The following is a 21624-nucleotide window of genomic DNA, read 5'->3' as shown; positions in this document are numbered from 1 at the left end:
ATGACCGATACCGTATCACCCGACCAAACCACGCAACCGAACATGGCCACCTATCTGCTGGGGCACTTGCGCGAATACGGGCTGTTGTTCGCCCTGATCGCGATCATGCTGTTCTTCCAGGTTGTCACTGACGGTACGTTGCTCAAGCCGGTGAACATCACCAACCTGTTCCTGCAAAACAGCTATATCATCATCATGGCCTTGGGGATGCTGATCGTGATTGTCGGCGGTCATATCGACCTGTCGGTCGGGTCGGTCATGGGCTTTGTCGGGGCGCTGGCCGCGGTGATGATCGTCAATCTGGACGTGCCGGTGGCCATCACCATCCCTGTCTGTCTGGTGGTTGGCGGGCTGATCGGGGCCGCGCAGGGCTATTGGGTGGCCTATTGGAACATCCCCAGCTTTATCGTGACGCTGGCGGGAATGCTGGTGTTTCGCGGGCTGTCGCTGTGGCTGCTTGAAGGGCAATCGGTGGGGCCGTTCCCCAAGTCGTTCCAGCTGCTGTCGACGGGGTTCATTCCCGATGTGTTCGGGGTGGGCCGTCCCAATGCCACGGCGCTGGCCGTGGGGGTGATTGCCGCCTGTGCCATCGTTTACCTTGGGATGCGCAAACGCGCGCGCAACATGGCTTACGGGATCGAGGACGAGCCGGTCAGCTTTTTCGTGGTGCGCAATGCCATCGTCGCAGGCGCGCTGCTGTTCGTGATTTACAAGCTGTCGACGTTCCGGGGCCTGCCCAACGTGCTGGTGACCATGGGGCTGTTGACCATCGTCTATGCGTTCATCACCGAACAGACGACCATCGGGCGGCGTGTCTATGCGCTGGGGGGGAATGTGAAGGCGGCGAAGCTGTCGGGCATTCCGACCGAGCGGCTGACCTTCCTGACCTTCGTCAACATGGGCGTTCTGGCGGCGCTGGCGGGTCTGATCTTTGCCGCGCGGCTGAACACGGCGACGCCCAAGGCGGGCTTTGCGGTCGAACTCGATGTGATTGCGGCGGTGTTCATCGGCGGTGCGTCGATGTCCGGCGGGGTCGGCAAGATTGTTGGCGCCGTGGTGGGTGCGTTCATCATGGGCGTGATGAACAACGGCATGTCAATCATGGGCATCGGCATTGATTACCAGCAGGTGATCAAGGGTCTGGTGCTGCTCGCTGCCGTGATTTTCGACGTCTACAACAAACAAAAACAACGCTAAGGGGCATTCAAGATGACGTTTCAACCCGCCGCATGGCCCCGCAAACTGCGCTCGCAGGAATGGTTCGGGGGCGACAGCCGCGACCATATTTACCACCGCAGCTGGATGAAGAACCAAGGGCTGCCGGCCGATCTGTTTGATGGACGGCCCGTGATCGGCATCTGCAACACCTGGTCGCAACTGACGCCCTGCAACGCGCATCTGCGCGATCTGGCCGAACGGGTGAAACACGGGATTTACGAGGCGGGGGGGCTGCCGCTGGAATTCCCCGTGTTTTCCACCGGCGAAAGCGCGCTGCGCCCCACGGCGATGATGTACCGCAATCTGGCCGCGATGGACGTGGAAGAGGCCCTTCGCGCCAATCCGCTGGACGGTGTGGTGCTGTTGTGTGGCTGTGACAAGACCACGCCCGCGCTGCTGATGGGCGCGGCCTCGGTTGATCTGCCGGCGATCATGGTGTCGGGCGGGCCGATGATGAACGGCTGGTTCCGGGGCGAACGGGTCGGCTCGGGCACGGCACTCTGGCAGATGTCCGAAGACATCAAGGCGGGCAAGATGACCCGCGAAGATTTCCTTGACGCCGAACAGGCGATGAGCCGCAGCCCCGGATCGTGCAACACCATGGGCACCGCGTCGTCGATGGCCAGCATGGTCGAGGCACTGGGCATGGCGTTGTCGGGCAATGCGGCAATCCCCGCCGTGGACAGCCGCCGCCGTGTCATGAGCCATGTGACAGGCCGGCGCATCGTGCAGATGGTCAAGGATGATCTGAAACCCTCGGACGTGCTGACGCGCGAGGCGTTTCAGAACGCAATCCGCACCAATGGTGCGATTGGCGGGTCGACCAATGCGGTGATTCACCTGATGGCGATTGCGGGCCGTGTGGGGATTGATCTGACACTGGACGATTGGGACACCTTCGGGCGCGATGTGCCGACGATTGTGAACCTGATGCCCTCGGGCAAATACCTGATGGAAGAGTTCTTTTATGCGGGCGGCTTGCCCGTGGTGATCAAACGTCTGGGCGAGGCGGGGCTGTTGAACAATGACGCGCTGACCGTCTCGGGCGACACCGCCTGGGATCAGGTCAAGGATGCGGTGAACTACAACGAGGACGTGATCCGCCCCGCGGGCGAACCGCTGGCCAAACAGGGCGGCATTGCCGTGCTGCGTGGCAATCTGGCACCCAAGGGGGCGGTTCTGAAGCCCTCAGCTGCCAGCCCGCATTTGCTGACCCATCGGGGCCGCGCCGTGGTGTTCGAGGACATCGACGATTACAAGGCGCGGATCAATGACGACGATCTGGACATTGACGAAACCTGCGTGATGGTGCTGAAAATGTGCGGCCCGCGCGGCTATCCCGGCATGTCCGAGGTGGGGAACATGGGCCTGCCGCCCAAGGTGCTGAAAAAGGGCATCACCGATATGGTGCGCATTTCCGATGCGCGGATGTCGGGCACCGCCTATGGCACCGTGATCCTGCACACCAGCCCCGAGGCGGCGGCGGGCGGGCCGCTGGCCATCGTGCAGAACGGCGACATGATCGAGCTGGACATGCCCAACCGGCGTTTGCATCTGGACGTGCCGGATGACGAGATCGCGCGCCGTCTTGCGGCGTGGGAAAACCCCGTGGTGCCACCCGCCAGCGGCTATGCGCGGCTGTTCCATGACCATGTGCAGGGGGCTGACACGGGGGCGGACTTTGACTTTCTGGTCGGCTGCCGCGGCAACGCCGTGCCACGGGATTCACACTGATGTCTGTTTCTGATCTCGCCGCCGATCTCGCCATTGTCGGCGTTGGCAAAATTGCCCGCGACCAGCATATTCCGTCGATTGCGGCGACCCCTGCCTTTGCGCTGAAAGCGACGGCCAGCCGGAATTCCGGTGTCGACGGGGTCCCCCGTTTCGAGCATCTGGAAGACTTGCTGGACGCCCATCCTGAGATTTCGTGCATCTCGCTGTGTACGCCGCCACAGGTCCGCTATGACGATGCGCGCCGCGCCTTGCTGGCGGGGCGGCATGTGATGCTGGAAAAGCCTCCGGGGGCGACGCTGAGCGAAGTACATGACCTGATCGCCTTGGCGCGCGCGCAGGGCGTGGCCCTGTTTGCCACATGGCATTCACGCCATGCCGCAAGTGTTCAGGCCGCGCGCAAATGGCTGCAGGATAAGGATATCACCCGCGTCGAGGTGATCTGGAAAGAGGACGTGCGCCGCTGGCATCCTGGACAGGACTGGATCTGGCAGGCCGGCGGACTTGGGGTGTTCGATCCGGGCATCAACGCGTTGTCGGTGCTGTCGGAAATCTATCCGCGCGCCGTTCACCTGACGCAGGCTGACCTGTTTTTCCCTGAAAACCGCGATACGCCCATTGCCGCCGATCTGACGTTCAACGACCCCTGCGGGGCCGAAATGACCGCCGCATTCGATTGGCGTCAGACGGGTCCGCAAACATGGGACATCCGTATCGAAACCGCGCAGGGCACCGCGACGCTCAGCGACGGCGGCGCGAACCTGTCGGTGGATGGCGAAAAGGTCAACGGCGGCCCGGATCACGAATACCGCGCGCTTTATGCCCGTTTTGCCGAACTGGTTGAACGCAGGGAAATCGACGTTGACCTGCGCCCGATGCTGCATGTGTCAGACGCATTTACGCTGGGGCGCAGACAGGCCGTGGCGGCCTTTGACTGGTAACGCAGCAGACATATTGAACACCCGAAAGGACCCGCTATGGAACAGACCCTGACAGGCATTTTGCCGGTGGCCCCGACCCCGTTTCTGGATGACGGACAAGTCGACGAAGACGGCATGCGCCGCGTGCTGGACTGCCTGATAGATCAAGGCGTGGATGCGATCTGCATCCTTGCGAACTACTCGGAACAATTCGTGCTGTCCGATGCCGAGCGGTCGCTGTTGATGCGCATCAGTCTTGAGCATGTGGCAGGCCGCGTGCCGGTGATTGTCACGGTCAGCCATTTTTCGACCGACATCGTGGTGGCCCGCGCCAAGGCGGCGCAGGCGATGGGGGCGGCGATGGTGATGATGATGCCGCCCTATCACGGGTCGGGCCTGTTTCCGGCCGAGGCGGGGATATTCGAACATTTCGATGCGGTCAGCAGCGCCATCGGCATCCCGATCATGGTACAGGATGCGCCGCTAAGCGGTGTTGCCCTGTCGGTGCCATTGCTGGCACGGATGGCACGCGAGCTGGAAAACGTCAGCTATTTCAAGATCGAATGCCCCTTTGCCGCCGACAAGCTGGCGGCGCTGATCGAGGCGGCGGGCGATCATATTGCCGGGCCGTTCGACGGCGAAGAGGCGGTAACCCTGCTGGCCGATCTGGATGCGGGGGCCACGGGCACCATGACCTCGGGGCTGTTTCCCGAACACATCCGCCCCATCGTCACAAGCTATCTGGCCGGCGACCATGACGGCGCGCTGAAGCAGTGGGAAAAATGCCTGCCATTGATCAACCACGAAAACCGACAGTGCGGGTTGCGCGCCTGCAAGACCGTCTATGCCGCAGGCGGTGTGATCCGCAGCGACCATGTGCGCCATCCGCTGAAACCCATGTCGGAGCGTACCAAGACACGCCTGCTGCAACTGGCAGGCGACATGGACCTGATTGCCTTGAAGTGGGGGAAATAGGCGGATGAGCGAGCAGACATTTACCGGCCAACACCTGATCGCGGGGCAATGGGTTGATGGGGGCGGCAGCTTTGACAGCCAACCCGCGCACGGGCCTGCGCATTCATTCCAGAACGGCACAGCTGCCGAAGTTGACGCGGCGTGCAAGGCGGCCGAAGCGGCGTTTGAAAGTTTCGGCTATTCCACCCGCGCTGCCCGCGCCACGCTGCTGCGCAGCATCGCGGATGAAATCGAAGCGCGCGGGGCCGAGATCACCGAGATCGGCACGCAGGAAACCGGATTGCCCGCGGCGCGTCTTGATGGCGAGCGTGGGCGCACCACCGGACAGCTGCGCCTGTTTGCGGATCATATCGAACAGGGGGACTATCTGGACCGGCGCCATGACGCGGCGCTGCCAGACCGTCAGCCCCTGCCGCGCCCCGACCTGAAAATGGTGCAGCGCCCGATCGGGCCGGTGGGTGTTTTCGGTGCATCGAACTTTCCGCTGGCCTTTTCGACGGCGGGCGGCGACACGGCCAGCGCTTTGGCTGCGGGCTGTCCGGTGGTGGTCAAAAGCCATCCGGCCCATCCCGGCACCACCGAGATCGTGGCGCAGGCGATTGCCGCCGCATTGGACAAAACCGGCACCCATCCGGGCACGTTCAACATGGTGCAGGGCAACACCCAGACCGTCGGCGCGGCGCTGGTACAACATCCGCTGATCCGTGCGGTGGGGTTCACCGGATCATTGGGGGGCGGGCGTGCGCTGTATGATCTATGTGCGGCCCGGCCTGATCCGATCCCGTTCTTTGGTGAATTGGGCTCGGTCAACCCGATGTTTGTACTGCCCGCCGCATCGGCGGCGCGTATAGCTGCGATTGCCCAGGGCTGGGCCGGATCGCTGACCATGGGCGCGGGGCAGTTCTGCACCAACCCCGGTGTTGTCGTGCTGCTGGACGGGCCGCAGGCGGACAGCTTTGTCAAGGCGGCCACATCTGCACTGAATGCCGTGCCTGCACAAACCATGCTGACCGACGGAATTGCCGCAGCCTATCGCAGCGGGCGCGACCGTTTGGCGGCGCTGGCCATCACATGTGATGTGCATTCGCAAACGGCTGATGCACGCAGCGTTGTGCCCGACCTGTTTGAAACCACAGGAGAAATCTGGCTGGACAACAGGGCCTTGGGGGACGAGGTCTTTGGCCCGCTGGGGCTGGTTGTGCGCGTCAGCGACGTCGCCCAGATGCAGGCCGTGGCACGCAGCCTTGAGGGGCAGTTGACCTGCACTGTGCAAATGGACGCCGGTGACATGGCCGATGCCAATGCACTGATGCCTATTCTTGAGCGCAAGGCGGGGCGCTTGCTGGTCAACGGCTTTCCCACCGGAGTCGAGGTGGCCGACGCCATGGTGCACGGCGGGCCCTATCCGGCCAGCACAAACTTTGGTCACACTTCGGTGGGCACTTTGGCGATCCGGCGGTTCTTGCGCCCTGTTTGCTATCAGAACTTCCCGGACGAATTGCATTCTGCGGTGGTTTCAGGCTCTTGAACGCGCAGGTATAAGGACTGCCAAGGCGGGAGGGGTGAAATGCGACCGGGGGAAACCGTGAGATGGAGATAGATGAATCCGCAACGGGTGCCCCAAATCCTTTCGCGCCCGCCTTTCAGATGGGGCTGATCGGGCGTGGTATCCAGCTGTCGCGCACCCCGGCGATGCATATGGCCGAGGCGCAGATGCAGGGCCTGACCTGTCGCTATGATCTGATCGACACGGACGTAGACGGTGACATCCCTCTGGCCGCGCGTCTTGATCGGGCCGAGAATGACGGCTTTGCGGGGCTGAACATCACCTATCCCTACAAGCAGGAGGTGATGGCCCTGCTGGACGAAGTTTCGGCATCGTCGCAACGGGTCGGGGCGGTGAATACAGTGGTGTTTCGGGACGGGCGGCGTTTTGGCCACAACACCGATCACTGGGGGTTTTGCGAAAGTTTCCGGCGCGGTCTGCCGGATGCCAAGCGCGGCAACGTTCTGCTGATCGGCGCGGGCGGGGCAGGCGGGGCCGTGGCTCATGCGCTGAGCGATCTGGGCGCGGGCTGCGTTCTGATTGCTGATGCGCGCCCCGACGCCGCCGTGGCGCTGGCGAAGGCAATTCGTGCCGCAGGCGGTCAGGCCCGGACCGTGTCCGATCCGACACTGGCGGCGGCGGGGGCCGACGGCATTGTAAACGCAACCCCTGTGGGCATGGCCAAACTGCCGGGCGTGCCGCTGGACACAGCCTGTCTGGCAGCGCACCAATGGGTTGCCGACATCGTCTATTTCCCGCTTGAAACCGCACTGCTAAAAGCCGCGCGCGCGGTTGGCTGTCAGGTTTTGTCAGGCGAAGGCATGGCGATCTTTCAGGCGGTGCGGGCCTTTGAATTGTTCACCGGTCGCCCTGCCGACCCTGACAGGATGCGCGCCACCTTTCGCAGTCACGGCCAAAGCAGCACGGCCGTTTAGGCTGACCCTAAGCAATGATGTCGGAAATCGTAATTTTCCGGCCTGCGACAACCCCCTATGCATATGGCAGCGCCCTGATGGGCTATTATTAGCAATCGTTTAGGGGGGGTGCCTGCGTGCTCATTGATAAGACAGATACACTGATCGTCGGGGCCGGTCAGGCCGGGATCGCGATGAGCGAACACCTCTCGCGTGCCAAGGTTCCGCATGTGGTGATTGAAAAGCAGCGCACCGCCGAGGCGTGGCGCACGGGCCGGTGGGACAATCTGGTGGCCAATGGTCCCGCGTGGCATGACCGTTTTCCGGGGCTGGAATTTGATGATTGTCACCCCGATGCCTTTGTCCCCAAAGACCGGATGGCGCAGTATCTGGTCGATTATGCGGCCATGATCGACGCGCCGATCCACGAAGGTGTCGAGGTGCTTGAGGTTGAACGCCTTTCGGGCACGGGTGGTTTTCGGGTCAAGACAAGCCAGGGCGACATCACCGCCCGTCGCATCGTTGCCGCGACAGGCGCCTTCCAGCATCCGGTGATCCCGCCGATTGTGCCCGAAACCGCAGATGTCACGCAGTTGCATTCGTTCCATTACAAGAACCCCGCACAATTGCCGGACGGCGCTGTGTTGGTGGTGGGGGCGGGGTCTTCCGGTGCGCAAATCGCGGACGAGTTGAACCGCGCCGGGCGCAAGGTCGTTCTGTCTGTCGGCCCGCATGACCGCCCGCCGCGGCGCTACCGCGGCCGCGACAATGTCTGGTGGCTGGGTGTACTGGGATTGTGGGATATGGCCGCCCCGACGCCGGGCACCGAACATGTCACCATCTCGGTCAGCGGCGCGCGGGGCGGGCAGACCATGGATTTTCGCCGTCTGGCGGGCGAAGGGGTGATCCTGACCGGGCTGACCGACAGCTATGGCGACGGTGTCATGCAGTTCGCCGGTGATCTTCAGGATAACATCGCCGCAGGAGACGCCAACTATGACGAAGTGCTGGACATGGCCGATGCCTATGTCGCCCGTATGGGGCTGGACCTGCCGGAAGACCCCGAAGCGCGCGTTTCCTTTCCTGATCCCGATTGCCTGACAAACCCGATCCGTTCGATTGATCTGGTGGCCGAGGGGATCACCACGATCATCTGGGCAACCGGCTTCCGGCAGGATTTCAGCTGGCTGAAGGTGAACGCATTTGACGAACGCGGGGCACCGGTTCACCAGCGTGGATCGTCGGTTGAACCGGATGTCTACTTTCTTGGCCTGCCCTGGCAATCGCGTCGCGGATCGTCCTTCCTTTGGGGGGTGTGGCACGACGCCAAACATGTCGCGGACCAGATCAACATCCAGCGTGCCTATCAGCAATACGAAGGCGAGGCGGCCATCGTGCCCTGTGCCGTCGAATAATCCGAGGAATATAAAATGGCCCATACCCGCATCCGCAAATTCAACACCGGCGACACCTATCCGGAGCAGAACCTGGACAACGATCTGTGTCAGGCCGTGGTGACCCAGGGCGGCAAGACGGTCTGGCTGCGTGGCCAGTGCCCGCAAAATCTGGACGATGCCAAGAACATCAACAGCCACGATCCGGTCGAGCAAACCCACAAGGTCATGCAGAACATCAAGCAGTTGATCGAAGAGGCCGGTGGCGAGATGGCGCATCTGGTCAAGGTTGTCGTCTACATCACCGACGTGCGCCACCGCGAGGCGGTGTACCGCACCATGGGCGAATACATCAAAGGGGTGCATCCGGTTTCGACGGGGCTGGTGGTGCAGGCGCTGGCGCGGCCCGAATGGCTGGTTGAAATCGACGGAACAGCGGTGATTCCGGAGGGGTACGGCGCATGACCTTTTCTCTGGTTGCCCGTTGCCCCGACACCGGCATGTTCGGCGTTGCCATTTCCTCCTCCTCTCCGGCGGTGGCGGCGCGCTGTTCCTATACCCGCGCCGGCGTCGGGTCGGTGGCCTCGCAAAATGTCACCGACCCGACGCTTGGGCCGCTGACGCTGGATTTGATGCAGGGCGGTCTGAGCGCCGAAGCCGCCGTTGCCAAGGTCGCGGCGTCGGCGAAATTCGTTGAATACCGTCAGGTTCTGGCCGTCGACATCAACGGTGGCACGGCGATTCATTCGGGGCCAAAGTCGCTTGGTATCTGGACACAGGCCCAGGCCGAAAATGTCGCGTCGGGCGGTAACCTATTGGACAATGATCGCGTCCCGCAGGCCATCGTCGACGGATATCTGTCGGCGCGCGGCCATATCGGTGACAGGTTGATTGCCGCCCTGCGCGCGGGCCTCGCAGCCGGCGGCGAAGCAGGCCCCGTGCATTCCGCCGGCATGCAGATTGTTGACAAGGTCGCGTGGCCTGTTGCCGATCTGCGTTGTGACTGGACCGAGGACTGTCCGATCGAGGCCATCGCAACCGCATGGGAAGTCTACAAGCCGCAGCTTGACGCCTATGTCCAGCGCGCGCTCGATCCGCGCGAAGCACCTTCCTACGGTGTGCCGGGCGACGATTGAAAAGGAAATCAATATGTTAGACTATTCTCTTCGCGACTGGAAAGCCCGCGCCGCCGCTCTGACTTTGCGGGGCAAGGCCTTTATTGATGGTCAGTTTGTCGATGCGCTCTCGGGCGAGACTTTTGATGACATCAATCCTGCCAACGGTGCCGTTCTGACGGCCGTTGCCGCCTGTGACACCCAAGACGTCGACCGCGCCGTGGCCGCCGGTCGGCGCGCATTCGAGGCTGGTCATTGGTCACGCATGGCACCGGGTGACCGGAAGGCCGTGCTTTTGAAACTGGCCGACCTGATCCGCAGCAATCTTGAGGAAATGGCCCTGCTGGACAGTCTGGACATGGGCAAGACAATCACCGACGCCGTGACCGTGGACGCACCGGGGTCGGCGCATTTCTTTCAGTGGTACGCAGAGGCAATCGACAAGATCTATGACGAAGTCGCCCCGACCGGCCCCGGCAATCTGGCGCTTGTGCGTCGCGTTCCCCTGGGGGTCGTCGGTGCGGTGACGCCTTGGAACTTCCCGCTGGATATGGCGACGTGGAAGGCCGCGGCAGCGCTGGCCGCGGGCAACTCGGTCGTCCTGAAACCAGCCGAGCAATCACCGCTTTCCGCGCTGCGTCTGGCCGAATTGGCTGCCGAAGCGGGTGTGCCCGACGGCGTGTTCAATGTGGTGCCCGGATATGGGCACACAGCGGGCAAAGCGCTGGGGTTGCACATGGATGTCGATTGCCTTGCCTTCACAGGCTCGACAGCCATCGGCAAGATGTTCATGCAATACTCGGGCCAGTCGAACCTGAAACAGGTTTGGCCGGAAACGGGCGGCAAAAGCCCCAACATCGTCTTTGCCGATTGTGACAATCTGGATGCAGCAGCCGATATGGCGGCCTTTGGGATTTTCTTCAATCAGGGCGCGGTCTGCTCGGCCAATTCACGGCTGTATGTTGAACGTTCGATCAAAGATGAGTTTGTGGCCAAGCTGCTCCAGCGCGCCGAAGCGATGCAGCCCGGCGATCCGCTGGATCCGGCATCCAGGATGGGTGCAATCGTTGACGAAAAGCAAACGCAGGGCATCCTTGGGTTTATTGAAAACGGCAAGAACAGCGCCAATCTGGTGACCGGTGGCAATCGTGTTCTGGTCGGGGGCAAAGGCTGTTTCGTTCAGCCGACCATCTTTGACGATGTCACGCAGGACAATGCGCTGGCGCGGGATGAAATCTTTGGGCCGGTTCTTTCGGTCATCGCCTTTGACAGCGAAGATGACGCCGTGCGCATGGCCAACGATTCCATTTACGGCCTCGCGGCTTCTGTCTGGACAGACAATCTCAGCCGCGCATGTCGGGTGGCAGACCGCCTGCATGTCGGCACGGTTTCGGTGAACACGGTCGATGCGCTTTCGGCGCAAACGCCCTTTGGCGGGATGAAGCAATCCGGCTTTGGGCGCGATCTGTCGCTGCATTCACTGGACAAATACACCGCCCTGAAAACCACCTGGATCAAGTATCAGGCCTGATCCTGCACCCAAGCTGAAAGAAGCCCCGGGTGTGTGGGCCGCGGTCCGTCCGCCCCCCGCCCGCAAAGGAGACCAAAATGCGCGATGCACGCTATGATATTCTGTTTGATCCGATCAAGATAGGTCCGCTGACCGCGAAGAACCGGTTTTACCAAGTGCCCCACTGCAATGGCGGCGGTTATCGCGATCCGTCGGCGGCGGCGGAAATGCGTGGCATCAAATCGCAGGGGGGCTGGGCCGTCATTTTCACCGAACAGTGCGAAATGCACCATACCTCGGAAATCACACCCTTCATCGAATTGCGCCTTTGGGAAGACAAGGACATTCCGCAGTTGCGCCGGATGTCTGAAAAGATGAAGGAACATGGCGCGCTTGCCGGTATCCAGCTGGCATATTCGGGTATCAACGGCCCCAACCTCTACTCAAAAGAAGTGCCGCTGGCCCCCTCGGCGCTGCCGATCCGCACCTTTACCAATGATCCGGTACAGGCGCGCGCCATGTCAAAGTCCGAGATCGGTGATCTGCGCCGTTGGTTCGTGAACGCGGCTAAACGTTCAAGAGAAGCAGGGTTTGACCTGATCAACCTATATGGTGCGCATGGGTTCGGGATTTTCCAGCACTTCCTAAGCCGCGCCACAAACCACCGCACCGACGAATACGGCGGCAGTCTTGAAAACCGAGCGCGTTTTGCCCGCGAGGTGGTCGCGGATATCCGCGAAGCCGTGGGTGACACAATGGCCATAGCGATGCGGGTGTCGTTGGATGAATCCATCGGCGAGCTTGGGTTTTCCAATGCCGAAGTGCGGGATTTCATCGAAATGAACCGCGACCTTCCAGACATTTGGGATCTGGCTCATGGCGCCTGGGAGGATTGCTCTGGCCCGTCGCGGTTCAAGGAAGAGGCGGCACAGTTCGATCTGGTGAAAGCGATCCACGATTTCACCGACAAGCCGATTGTGGGCGTGGGGCGGTTCACGTCGCCTGATGTCATGGTCAAGATGATCAAATCGGGCACGCTGGATATGATCGGCTGTGCGCGTCCGTCGATTGCCGATCCTTTCCTGCCCAAAAAGATCGAAGAAGGCCGCATCGAGGATATCCGCGAATGTATCGGCTGCAACATTTGCATCACCGGCGACATGACCATGTCGATCAGTCGCTGCACCCAGAACCCGACGTTCATGGAAGAGTGGCGCAAGGGCTGGCACCCGGAAAACATGAATGCCAAGGGCGACAGCGAAAACGTTCTGGTCATCGGGTCGGGCCCAGCCGGGCTTGAGGCAGCATGGGCCCTGTGCCGGCGCGGCTATGACGTGGCCGTGGCCGAAGCCCGCGACGTGATTGGCGGACGGGTCACCCGCGAACGAGCCCTGCCCGGCCTGTCGGCCTGGGGGCGCGTGGTGGATTATCGCGATTATCAGCTTTCGCAGCGCCCCAACGTTGAAATCTATCGCGCCAGCAAGCTGGACGCGGAAAGCGTGCTTGAATTCGGTTTCCAGAACGTGGCGATTGCCACAGGTTCGACATGGCGGCGCGACGGGGTTTCGCGCCAACACGTGGTGCCAATGCCAATTGCCAATGGGGCCAGGGTGTTCACCCCCGACGATCTGATGGACGGCACCGTGCCGGGAGGCAACATCGTTATCTATGACGACGATCACTATTACATGGGTGGAGTATTGGCCGAGCTGTTAGTGAAACAGGGGGCAAAAGTGACGCTGATTACGCCGTCGGCCTATGTGTCGGACTGGACCAACAACACGCTGGAACAGGCGACAATCCATGCCAGGCTGGACGACATGGGTGTCGAGATTGTCCTGAACCGCGGTGTTACGGAAATCGGGGTCGACCATGTTGTCAGCAATTGCGTCTATACGGGCAAGATCCGCAACTATGAATGCGATGCTGTCGTGATGGTTGCCTCGCGTACCGGCAACGACCAGCTGTTCCATGATCTGACAGCGCGTCAGGCAGAGTGGGCAGATGCGGGTATCCGTTCGGTCAAACTGTTCGGGGATGCCGAAGCATCGGGGCCAATTGCATGGGCCACTTACGCCGGCCATCGCTATGCCCGCGAACTGGACGGGGAGGACATCGGTGATGACCTGCCATTCCGCCGCGAGATTACCGAACTGGCTGCGCAATGACACCCTATGCTCAGACGCTCGAAAATCTCGGGCGTCTGATTGCCTTTCCCACAATCAGCGCCGAAAGCAATCTGGCGCTGATTGACCATGCCGAAGATCTGTTGACCAAAGCCGGATGTGCAACCCGGCGCATTCCTGATCCCGTGCTGGCCAAATCCGGTCTGGTCGCACGGATCGGGCCCAGCGGGCCGGGGGGCGTGCTGCTTTCGGCGCACAGCGACGTGGTGCCGGTTGCAGGGCAGGCGTGGACGCGGCCGCCTTTCGAGATGACGCAAGAGGGCGACAAGATTTTTGGCCGTGGCACCACCGACATGAAGGGGTATCTGGCGGCCATGCTGTCGCTGGCGCAACGGGTGGACGCGACCGCGCTCAGGGCACCGTTGATGTTCATCATTTCCTATGATGAAGAAATCGGGTGTCAGGGCCTGCGCAAGATGCTGCCAGCGTTTGCGGGTCTAGGCTGGCGTCCTGAACTTTGCATCGTGGGCGAGCCGACGTCGATGCGCCCTGCCATCGGGCACAAGGGCAAATCAGCGCTTCGCGCCACATGTCGCGGGGTTGCAGGGCATTCAGCACTGGCCCCCAAATACATCAACGCGCTGCATCTGGCAGCAGACTTCATCACCGCATTGCGCATCATTCAGCATGAATATGGCGGGTCTGATGTACAGGACACTGCCTATGACGTGCCTTACAGCACGGTTCATGCCGGAACCCTTCAGGGCGGCACAGCATTAAACATTGTGCCTGAACGGGCGGTTGTGGAATTTGAGCTGCGCCATCTTCCGCAAGACGAACTTTCGACGTTCTTGAAGCGTCTGACCCATGCCGTCGGTCACATTTGCGCACCGTTTCAGGCCGAATATCCGGATGTGGGAATAGATATCGAGGTGACCAATACCTATCCCGGTCTGGATATTGCGCCTGACCATCTTGCAGTGCGACGTGTTGGGCGGCTTTGCGGTTCCGAGGATGTGACCAAAGTGGCCTTTGGCACCGAAGCGGGCTTTGTTGCCGGGCTTGGCATTCCGACCGTTGTTTGCGGGCCGGGCAGCATGGAAGGGCAGGGACACAAGGCGGACGAATTCGTCGCTCTTTCCCAGCTCGGACGCTGTGACAGGATGATGGACCGCCTGCTTGCCGAGCTTTCAGGCCAGAAAACCGCCCTGTGAAACAGTCAGCCGCTGTTCGAATGTGGGCTCAGCAATGTATCAGCCCGCGTTTCAATCCAGCTTTGGGCGTGGCTGACAAAGGCGCTTAGCAGCCGGGTGTGATTTGCCCCACCAGTGGCGAGAATGCCCAGCTTCATCGGACGCTGCCCACCGGATAACGGTATGAAACGAATATGTTTTCCATCGGGTGCCAGATCACTTTGCGGACGCACGTTTATGATCGAATAGCCAAAACCGTTTGCCACCAGCCCGCGCATCACGGCCATATCGCGCGTGCGTTCTGCTATGTTCGCGCGCAGGCCGGCTTCGGTGAAGAAGGACAGGAAATATTCGGCGCTGTGCGGCAGATCCAGAAGGACCATCGGGTAGGGTGCCAGTTCGCTGACCGAAATTTCGGGCAGATGGGCAAGCGGGTGGGTTTCATACAGGGCGACCAAGGGCGGCAAGGCAAGGATCGGCAGAAAGGTCAGGTCGCGGGGCAGATCCAGATCATAGGTCATGGCAAGATCAATTTTGCCCTGTCGCAGCAGACTGAACAGGCCTGATTGGTCGGCCTCGATCTGGGTGGTGCGCACGTCGCTATGTTGCGCGACAAAGCTTTGTCGCAATCCGGGCAACAGGATTTGGGCAAAGGTGCTGAGACAGCCGATCGACAACGGGCCGCGCACACTGTCCGACAAATCCCCCGCCAGATCACGCAGCATACCGGCCTGCTGTAGCACATAACGGGCATGGGCAAGTATTTCGCGCCCTGCGGCAGTCGGGGTCAAACCCTGGGCGTGGTGGCGTACAAAAAGCTTAACGCCCAGTTCTTCTTCCAGCTGGGAAACACCGGCGGACACAGACGGAGAAGAAACGTTTACCTGCTGTGAAGCGCCCGCAATGCTGCCGGTTTCGCCCACAGCGACGAGATACTCCAGTTGTCTGAGTGTGTAGCGCAGTGGCATTTCAGATGTCGACTTTACAAAAGTTTGGTGCGTGAGAATTTCGGAAAATCGTCGATTTTGACCGGCGGTTTTGCCCTCTTTGGTACGTTTGGTTCGTCGTTCCTGCAAGTGTCTTGGGCAAATGAGGCGCTAAGGGATGCCTCGGCAATGGCCACGGCAAAAGAATATTTCGGTGCGAGTGCACAAAATTCGGGCAGGGGCATTTCGGGGAAATTACCTAAAACGCAGGTTTCTAGAAATGCGTGTGAAGCGCCAAACAGGGCATCGCGGCTAGGGGATTGAATACCTTGCCAAATTGAAAAGTCGGACTGCGCCTTCGGTACAGGTCTTAGGCATACCCTAACCAGCACTTTTGTAAGCGCTCATTTACCTGCGGTGGCGGCCTGTCGTCTAACTGACGCCAACATTGCGCGTGTCACAGGGCACTGCAAGCAAGATATGGGACAAGACGTATGAACCGGCAAAATGCTGTTGAAGTGATCGACGTTTCAAAGAATTTCGGATCATACCAGGCGCTCAGCTCGGTCAATTTCGAGATCCGAGAGAACGAGTTTTTCACGATGCTTGGCCCATCGGGATGTGGCAAAACGACATTGCTGCGCATGATTGCCGGTTTCGAGACACCCGACACCGGCCGGTTGCTGCTGCACGGGCGCGACATCGTTGACATCCCTCCGCACAAGCGGCGGGTGAACACGGTGTTTCAAAGTTATGCGCTGTTTCCGCATATGACACTTGCCCAGAACGTGGCCTTCGGTCTTGAAAATATGGGTTGGGACAAGGCACGGATCACCGCGCGGGTGGGCGAAATGCTCGAGCGGGTGCACATGAGCGCCTTTGCCAATCGCAAACCTGCGCAACTTTCGGGCGGGCAGCGTCAACGTATTGCCCTGGCGCGCGCGCTTGCCCCCGAACCCGAAGTGCTGCTGCTGGACGAACCGCTTTCGGCACTGGATCTGAAACTACGTCAGGCCATGCGCGACGAGCTGCGCACACTTCAGCGCGACACCGGCATCACCTTTGTGTTCGTGACTCATGACCAGGAAGAGGCGCTGGACATGTCCGACCGCATTGCGGTTCTGGGCAGCGGGCAGGTTCAGCAGATTGGTACGCCGTTGCAGATCTACGAAGAGCCGTCCAACAGGTTTGTTGCGGATTTTGTCGGGGAAACAAACTTCTTCGAGGTCGATGTTCTGAAAGCAACCGAAAAGACCGCAACTGTGCGCACGCCGTTTGGCCAGGTCATCAGCGTGCCGTCCCCGACCCAGGTGCCGGTCGGCAAGGCGACGCTGTCGATCCGGCCCGAGAAACTGAACCTTGGCGATCAGGTCGAGGGCGTCGATTTTCTGGCGGAGGTTGTGAAGAAACAGTATCTGGGCGGTTATACCCATTATCTGCTGTCTGCGGGTGGCGTTGAAATCCGCGCGTCGCGGCGCAATGCCTCACGCGAAAGCGATACCATCGCGGTGGGCAGCCCCGTGCACGTCGGTTTCATCGAAGGCTCTGCACGGGTGCTTGCGGCATGAGCGAAGCGACGGCACATCATACAGACACGCCGCAGCGGCGGCGCCAGATCAACCTGCCGTATGTTGGGCTTGCACCGGCATGGCTGCTGATGATCTTTGCGTTGATCATTCCGATCCTCATCATCATTGCTGTCTCGTTCGCAGTCAGGGGCGCCTATGGCGGCTTTGATTGGGGGTTTGATCTGTCGGGCTATCGCCAGATCCTCTTCAACGAAGGCTGGACCGGAGAGATGGAGTTCACGCCCCAGTATCTGATCATCATTCTGCGCACCATTTTGCTGGCGACAGTGACAACTGTGCTGTGTCTGATACTGGCCGTGCCGGTGGCCTATTGGATCGCAGGGCAGCCGGGCCACAGAAAGTCTGTTCTGGTGTTCCTTGTGACGCTGCCGTTCTGGATGTCGATGATCCTGCGCGTTTATGCGTGGATGATCATTCTGGGCAAGGACGGTCCGCTGCTGCGCTTTTTCGAATTCTTCGGCGCGCCCTCTGGCATGACGTTGATGTACAACGATGGCGCGACGCTGGCCGCAATGGTCTATACCTATATTCCGCTGATGGTGCTGCCCGTTTTTGCATCCATCGAAAAACTTGATGGAACGCTGATCGAGGCCGCCCATGATCTGTACGGCAACCGCTGGACAACATTGCGGCGGGTGATCTTGCCGCTGACGGCTCCGGGCATCGCATCCGGGGTGATCCTTGTCTTTGTACCTGCATTCGGCGCTGTCCTTGAACCGACCCTGATGGGCGGGGGCAAGCAGATGATGATGGGATCGCTTATCCAGCTGCAATTCGGCGGGGGCCGCAATTGGCCCTTTGGAGCGGCGATTGCCATGATCCTGATGATGTTTGTGATGCTGGTTCTGATTGGTCTGGCACTGCGCAGCGCCCGTAACGAGGGTGAATCATGAAACAGCAACATGATGTGAAACGCTATCCGGGGCTTGGCATAATCAGCACGGTCTTTTTCATCTATCTCTATGCACCGCTGGGCATTGTCGTTTTGTATTCGTTCAATGCCAACCGCATCACCAGTGTCTGGACCGAATTTTCGTTCAAATGGTATGGCTCTGCGCTGAACAACAGCGCGTTGATGTCTGCGCTCAAAACGTCTTTGACCGTGGCAGCCATCGCCACCGTCATGGCGACGACGATCGCACTTCTGGCTGCTTTGTCGATCATCAGGGGCAAAAATGTACGATACCGTAAGCTTTCAGAGACAATGGTGAACCTGCCGTTGCTGTTGCCCGAAATTGTACTGGCCGTTGCAACGCTGATCCTGTTTTCCCTGATCGGCCTTCAGAACGGCATGGTCAAACTGGTGATTGCGCACTCGGCCTTTTGCACGCCCTTTGCCTTTTTGCCGATACGGGCGCGGCTGCAAGGAATGCCGCTGGATTTCGAAGAAGCCGCCACAGACCTCTACGCATCGCGCTGGACCGTGTTTCGCCGCGTGACCCTGCCGTTGATTTTTCCGGGGCTGTTTTCAGGAGCGATGCTCGCCTTCCTGATATCAATGGACGATTTCATCACGTCGAACATGCTCAGCTCGGGCGGTACGACCACCTTGCCGGTCTACATCTTCTCATTGATCCGTGCGGGCACGTCACCTGAACTGAATGCCATCGCGACGATGCTGATCGTTGCATCGTTGGTGCTGGCAACTGTCGCCCTGACTGTGGCCGCGCGTGGCCAGAGAACGGACGCAACTTAATCCCTGAAAATCAATGGGCCAAAGGCCCGCAAGACATCCAACAGGAGAACAGAAATGACAAAATTTTACGCAGCAACGGCAATCGCCCTGTGCTTTGGCAGCGCGGTGGCAGCAGAGGGGACGCTGAACCTCTACGTCTGGTCAGACTCCATCGCCCCCGAACTGATTGAAAAGTTTTCGAATGAATACGATGTTCAGGTCAACGTGGACGGCTATTCCTCGAACGAAGACCTGCTGACCAAGCTTCAGGCAGGGTCGTCGGGCTATGATATTGCATCGCCGTCGCAGCACTTTTTGCGCATCATGATCGACGCGGGTCTGCTGGAGAACTTTGGCGCCAACACGCTTGATGCCTATGCGAATATCCAGGAAAAATATCGCAACCAGTGGTGGGACGAAACACAGGAATACTCGATCCCGATCGCCTATGGCTCCGCAGGCTTTGCCGTTAACACCGACGAATACACCGGCCCCACCGACAGCCTGAAATACTTCTTCGAGCCCGAAGGTGAACTGGCCGGTCGCATCGCAATGCTGTCTTACCCCGATGAGGTCGTGGGCGCTGCGCAGCTGTATCTTGGCGTTCCGTTCTGTTCCGAAGATCCCGCAGAAATGAAACGCGTCCTGGATCTTTTGATGGCACAGAAAGAAAGCGTCGCGGTCTATTCTTCGGACAATATCGAAGGGCGCATGGGCTCGGGAGAGGTTGCTGCACACTTCTGGTGGGACGGCGAGGTTGTGCGCGCGGCTGCTTCCGGTGCGCCGGTAGAATACGCGATGACCAAAGAAGGTCTGGTTGGCTGGATCGACAGCCTGGTGATCCCCAAGGGCGCGCAGAACCGCGAGAATGCGATCAGGTTCATCGAGTTCATTTCGACACCCGAAAACGCAACCATCCAAATGAACCATTACGCGCATTCTTCGCCGATGAACGTCATCGAAGCCGAAAAGAAATACACCGTGGAAAATGCCCCCGGGCTTTATCCCACGGTTCCGGTTGTGATGTCTCGGACCTGCTCGCCCAAGGCGCAGGATCTGGTGACACGGGTTTGGACCCAGTTGCTGCAATAAATAATCGGGGGGCTGCATTGCCCCCCTTACGCGACGCTGGAGGGCATCATGCAAGCTGATCTCGTTATTCTGAACGCCACGGTGCGCCCGTTGTTTGCGCCAACCGGCACAACCGCGATTGCCGTCAGGAACGGCCGCATTGAAGCATTGGGAACCGACGCTGAAATCGGTGCATTGGCTGGGCCGCAAACGCAGCAGATCAATGCACAGGGGCGCGAACTGTTGCCCGGTTTCATTGAAAGCCATCTGCATCTCTTTACCGGCGGCGCAAGCCTTTCGATGCTGAACCTGTCCGACACATTCGGGGTCGAGAATGTGCGCGATGCCTTCCGATCCTTCATGACCGATGCGCCCGGCGATGACCTGATTTCGGGCTTTGCGGCGAATTACACGATCTTCGGCAAAGACCGCCGCCCCGACCGCCACTTGCTTGACCTGATCTGTGCTGATCGACCGATCTGCATGTTTTCGGTCGATCAACACTGCGCCTGGGCCAATACTTGCGCGCTGGAACTGGCCGGTATCTTGCACGGAGTCGATCCTGAAACAGGTGCGGATGTTGTGATGGGCGAAGACGGGCTTGCCACAGGCGAGCTGCGCGAATTCGCAGCGATGGCGTTTGTAAATCAACTGTCCAAACTGAAAGGCCGTGATGGCCTTGATAGCAAGGGGCTTGGCGCAGTCTCGGAAAGCGACCGAGCCCATGACCGTGCCTTGATCCGAAACGCCGGTGAATATTGTGCCCAGCACGGCATCACAAGTGCTGTGAACATGGACGGAAACCCCTACCTCGCGGGTTTGCTGCGCGATCTTGCGCTGGCCGGTGACATGCCGGTGCGGGTCAGCCTGCCGTTGAAACTGGATGAAAACGACGGTGTAGAAGGCATCGAACGGATCAAGCTGCTTGGCGCGGAAGTCCCCGGCTGGTTGCACTTTGGGCGCATCAAGCTGTTTCTGGACGGGGTCTATGACACATGGACGGCCTATACGGTCACCGACTATCCCGACCGCACTGGATATCGCTCGGAACCGCTAATTGCGCCGGACGTTTTTAACGCGATCTGCATCGAGGCTGACAGACGCGGTTTGCAAATGGCCACCCACGCGGTGGGTGACGGTGCCGTGCGCACCACAATTGATGGATATCAGGCCGCTGCCCGTGCCAATGGCGCGCGTGATGCGCGCCACCGGGTTGAACATATCGATACCATTGCGCAGGAAGATCTGGACCGCCTGAAGCCGTTGGGCATTGTTGCATCGATGCAGCCGGTGCATCCACCGGGGTCTGCCGGATTGCCGCTGGAACCGACCACCTCCATCATGGGGCGTGCGCGTTGGGCTACAGCCTTTCCATGGAGGATGATCCGCGACCGCAACGTGCCTCTGGCCTTTGGCACCGACTGGCCGGTGTCACCGCTGTCGCCGCTATATGCGATCCATTGCGCACTGACGCGAACCCCTTGGGATGACGATATGCCCGACCAGCGCATCACACTGGATGACTGTCTGGCCGCTTATACCACGGGCGGCGCCTATGCCGACTTCACCGACACGCATCGCGGGGCGCTGAAATCGGGGCTTGCGGCGGATCTGGTACTGATCGACGGCGACCTTGAAGGTTTGTCACAAAGCGCCAGCGCGGCCTCTGTCGCCATGACGTTTTGTGACGGACGCATAACCTACAAAGTCGAGGCTTAGGG

The 21624-nt window shown here is 60.2% G+C and carries 19 protein-coding genes; 18 read left to right on the top strand and 1 reads right to left on the bottom strand.

The genetic code is table 11. From position 1 onward, the window contains the following. The 12 genes from mmsB to argE all read left to right on the top strand — a co-directional run bounded on the left by mmsB (window position 1) and on the right by argE (window position 14663). Window positions 1-1197 carry a multiple monosaccharide ABC transporter permease gene (gene mmsB / locus DSM107133_RS19550; protein ID WP_114295208.1) on the top strand — a complete coding sequence of 399 codons (1197 nt, stop codon included), beginning with the start codon at window positions 1-3 and terminating at the stop codon, window positions 1195-1197. 12 nt (window positions 1198-1209) lie between these two features. Further along, window positions 1210-2952 (top strand): L-arabinonate dehydratase, encoded by a 1743-nt coding sequence (araD, locus tag DSM107133_RS19545; RefSeq protein WP_114295207.1) that lies wholly within the window; start codon window positions 1210-1212, stop codon window positions 2950-2952. Continuing rightward, the gene (locus DSM107133_RS19540; protein WP_114295206.1) at window positions 2952-3890 is read left to right on the top strand and encodes a Gfo/Idh/MocA family oxidoreductase; all 939 of its coding nucleotides are present in this window, start codon (window positions 2952-2954) and stop codon (window positions 3888-3890) included. The genes araD and DSM107133_RS19540 overlap by 1 nt, the downstream gene beginning before the upstream one ends. Window positions 3891-3926: 36 nt before the next feature. Then, the gene (locus tag DSM107133_RS19535) at window positions 3927-4844 is read left to right on the top strand and encodes a dihydrodipicolinate synthase family protein (RefSeq protein ID WP_114295205.1); all 918 of its coding nucleotides are present in this window, start codon (window positions 3927-3929) and stop codon (window positions 4842-4844) included. 4 nt (window positions 4845-4848) lie between these two features. Further along, complete coding sequence (locus DSM107133_RS19530) at window positions 4849-6372, top strand: aldehyde dehydrogenase (NADP(+)) (protein ID WP_114295204.1); 1524 nt, start codon at window positions 4849-4851, stop codon at window positions 6370-6372. A 62-nt stretch (window positions 6373-6434) separates the two neighbouring features. After that, entirely contained in the window at window positions 6435-7325 is an 891-nt protein-coding gene (locus DSM107133_RS19525) for a shikimate dehydrogenase (RefSeq protein ID WP_205387900.1), read from the top strand. Window positions 7326-7441: 116 nt separating this feature from the next. Further along, entirely contained in the window at window positions 7442-8719 is a 1278-nt protein-coding gene (locus tag DSM107133_RS19520; RefSeq protein WP_114295203.1) for an NAD(P)/FAD-dependent oxidoreductase, read from the top strand. Between the two features lie 15 nt (window positions 8720-8734). After that, window positions 8735-9163 carry a RidA family protein gene (locus tag DSM107133_RS19515; protein WP_114295202.1) on the top strand — a complete coding sequence of 143 codons (429 nt, stop codon included), beginning with the start codon at window positions 8735-8737 and terminating at the stop codon, window positions 9161-9163. Continuing rightward, window positions 9160-9834: a DUF1028 domain-containing protein gene (locus tag DSM107133_RS19510; protein ID WP_114295201.1), complete on the top strand. Its 675-nt coding sequence runs from the start codon at window positions 9160-9162 to the stop codon at window positions 9832-9834. The genes DSM107133_RS19515 and DSM107133_RS19510 overlap by 4 nt, the downstream gene beginning before the upstream one ends. A 13-nt stretch (window positions 9835-9847) precedes the next feature. Then, window positions 9848-11344, top strand: a complete 1497-nt coding sequence (locus DSM107133_RS19505; protein WP_114295200.1) for an aldehyde dehydrogenase — start codon at window positions 9848-9850, stop codon at window positions 11342-11344. Window positions 11345-11421: 77 nt separating this feature from the next. Beyond that, window positions 11422-13491 (top strand): FAD-dependent oxidoreductase, encoded by a 2070-nt coding sequence (locus tag DSM107133_RS19500; protein ID WP_114295199.1) that lies wholly within the window; start codon window positions 11422-11424, stop codon window positions 13489-13491. Next, window positions 13488-14663, top strand: a complete 1176-nt coding sequence (gene argE / locus DSM107133_RS19495; RefSeq protein ID WP_114295198.1) for an acetylornithine deacetylase — start codon at window positions 13488-13490, stop codon at window positions 14661-14663. Before DSM107133_RS19500 ends, argE begins: the two co-directional genes overlap by 4 nt. Window positions 14664-14668: 5 nt before the next feature. On the opposite strand, the gene DSM107133_RS19490 is transcribed toward argE, so the two are convergent. Beyond that, the gene (locus tag DSM107133_RS19490; protein WP_114295197.1) at window positions 14669-15610 is read right to left on the bottom strand and encodes a LysR substrate-binding domain-containing protein; all 942 of its coding nucleotides are present in this window, start codon (window positions 15608-15610) and stop codon (window positions 14669-14671) included. Between the two features lie 27 nt (window positions 15611-15637). Between DSM107133_RS19490 and DSM107133_RS19485 the strand changes: the two genes are divergently transcribed. From DSM107133_RS19485 to DSM107133_RS19460, 6 genes are all read left to right on the top strand, one after another. Beyond that, the gene (locus DSM107133_RS19485; protein WP_205387899.1) at window positions 15638-15892 is read left to right on the top strand and encodes a hypothetical protein; all 255 of its coding nucleotides are present in this window, start codon (window positions 15638-15640) and stop codon (window positions 15890-15892) included. Window positions 15893-16062: 170 nt separating this feature from the next. Further along, entirely contained in the window at window positions 16063-17136 is a 1074-nt protein-coding gene (locus DSM107133_RS19480) for an ABC transporter ATP-binding protein (RefSeq protein ID WP_114295196.1), read from the top strand. Continuing rightward, window positions 17133-18050 carry an ABC transporter permease gene (locus DSM107133_RS19475; RefSeq protein WP_114295195.1) on the top strand — a complete coding sequence of 306 codons (918 nt, stop codon included), beginning with the start codon at window positions 17133-17135 and terminating at the stop codon, window positions 18048-18050. Before DSM107133_RS19480 ends, DSM107133_RS19475 begins: the two co-directional genes overlap by 4 nt. Then, entirely contained in the window at window positions 18047-18853 is an 807-nt protein-coding gene (locus tag DSM107133_RS19470) for an ABC transporter permease (RefSeq protein ID WP_114295194.1), read from the top strand. The genes DSM107133_RS19475 and DSM107133_RS19470 overlap by 4 nt, the downstream gene beginning before the upstream one ends. A gap of 54 nt (window positions 18854-18907) precedes the next feature. Beyond that, entirely contained in the window at window positions 18908-19924 is a 1017-nt protein-coding gene (locus DSM107133_RS19465) for an extracellular solute-binding protein (protein ID WP_114295193.1), read from the top strand. A gap of 48 nt (window positions 19925-19972) precedes the next feature. Continuing rightward, the gene (locus DSM107133_RS19460) at window positions 19973-21622 is read left to right on the top strand and encodes an amidohydrolase (RefSeq protein WP_114295192.1); all 1650 of its coding nucleotides are present in this window, start codon (window positions 19973-19975) and stop codon (window positions 21620-21622) included. Window positions 21623-21624 lie beyond the last annotated feature (2 nt).

This window comes from Pseudosulfitobacter sp. DSM 107133, from assembly GCF_022788695.1.
GTDB lineage: Bacteria > Pseudomonadota > Alphaproteobacteria > Rhodobacterales > Rhodobacteraceae > Pseudosulfitobacter.
This window is presented reverse-complemented; position numbering and strand designations above follow the sequence as displayed.

What these genes read in the sequence shown, in the direction of transcription:
- mmsB (WP_114295208.1), top strand. Translation starts at nt 1, where the DNA reads ATGACCGATACCGTATCACCCGACCAAACCACGCAACCGAACATGGCC.
- araD (WP_114295207.1), top strand. Translation starts at nt 1,210, where the DNA reads ATGACGTTTCAACCCGCCGCATGGCCCCGCAAACTGCGCTCGCAGGAA.
- DSM107133_RS19540 (WP_114295206.1), top strand. Translation starts at nt 2,952, where the DNA reads ATGTCTGTTTCTGATCTCGCCGCCGATCTCGCCATTGTCGGCGTTGGC.
- DSM107133_RS19535 (WP_114295205.1), top strand. Translation starts at nt 3,927, where the DNA reads ATGGAACAGACCCTGACAGGCATTTTGCCGGTGGCCCCGACCCCGTTT.
- DSM107133_RS19530 (WP_114295204.1), top strand. Translation starts at nt 4,849, where the DNA reads ATGAGCGAGCAGACATTTACCGGCCAACACCTGATCGCGGGGCAATGG.
- DSM107133_RS19525 (WP_205387900.1), top strand. Translation starts at nt 6,435, where the DNA reads ATGGAGATAGATGAATCCGCAACGGGTGCCCCAAATCCTTTCGCGCCC.
- DSM107133_RS19515 (WP_114295202.1), top strand. Translation starts at nt 8,735, where the DNA reads ATGGCCCATACCCGCATCCGCAAATTCAACACCGGCGACACCTATCCG.
- DSM107133_RS19510 (WP_114295201.1), top strand. Translation starts at nt 9,160, where the DNA reads ATGACCTTTTCTCTGGTTGCCCGTTGCCCCGACACCGGCATGTTCGGC.
- DSM107133_RS19505 (WP_114295200.1), top strand. Translation starts at nt 9,848, where the DNA reads ATGTTAGACTATTCTCTTCGCGACTGGAAAGCCCGCGCCGCCGCTCTG.
- DSM107133_RS19500 (WP_114295199.1), top strand. Translation starts at nt 11,422, where the DNA reads ATGCGCGATGCACGCTATGATATTCTGTTTGATCCGATCAAGATAGGT.
- argE (WP_114295198.1), top strand. Translation starts at nt 13,488, where the DNA reads ATGACACCCTATGCTCAGACGCTCGAAAATCTCGGGCGTCTGATTGCC.
- DSM107133_RS19490 (WP_114295197.1), bottom strand. Translation starts at nt 15,610, where the DNA reads ATGCCACTGCGCTACACACTCAGACAACTGGAGTATCTCGTCGCTGTG.
- DSM107133_RS19480 (WP_114295196.1), top strand. Translation starts at nt 16,063, where the DNA reads ATGAACCGGCAAAATGCTGTTGAAGTGATCGACGTTTCAAAGAATTTC.
- DSM107133_RS19475 (WP_114295195.1), top strand. Translation starts at nt 17,133, where the DNA reads ATGAGCGAAGCGACGGCACATCATACAGACACGCCGCAGCGGCGGCGC.
- DSM107133_RS19470 (WP_114295194.1), top strand. Translation starts at nt 18,047, where the DNA reads ATGAAACAGCAACATGATGTGAAACGCTATCCGGGGCTTGGCATAATC.
- DSM107133_RS19465 (WP_114295193.1), top strand. Translation starts at nt 18,908, where the DNA reads ATGACAAAATTTTACGCAGCAACGGCAATCGCCCTGTGCTTTGGCAGC.
- DSM107133_RS19460 (WP_114295192.1), top strand. Translation starts at nt 19,973, where the DNA reads ATGCAAGCTGATCTCGTTATTCTGAACGCCACGGTGCGCCCGTTGTTT.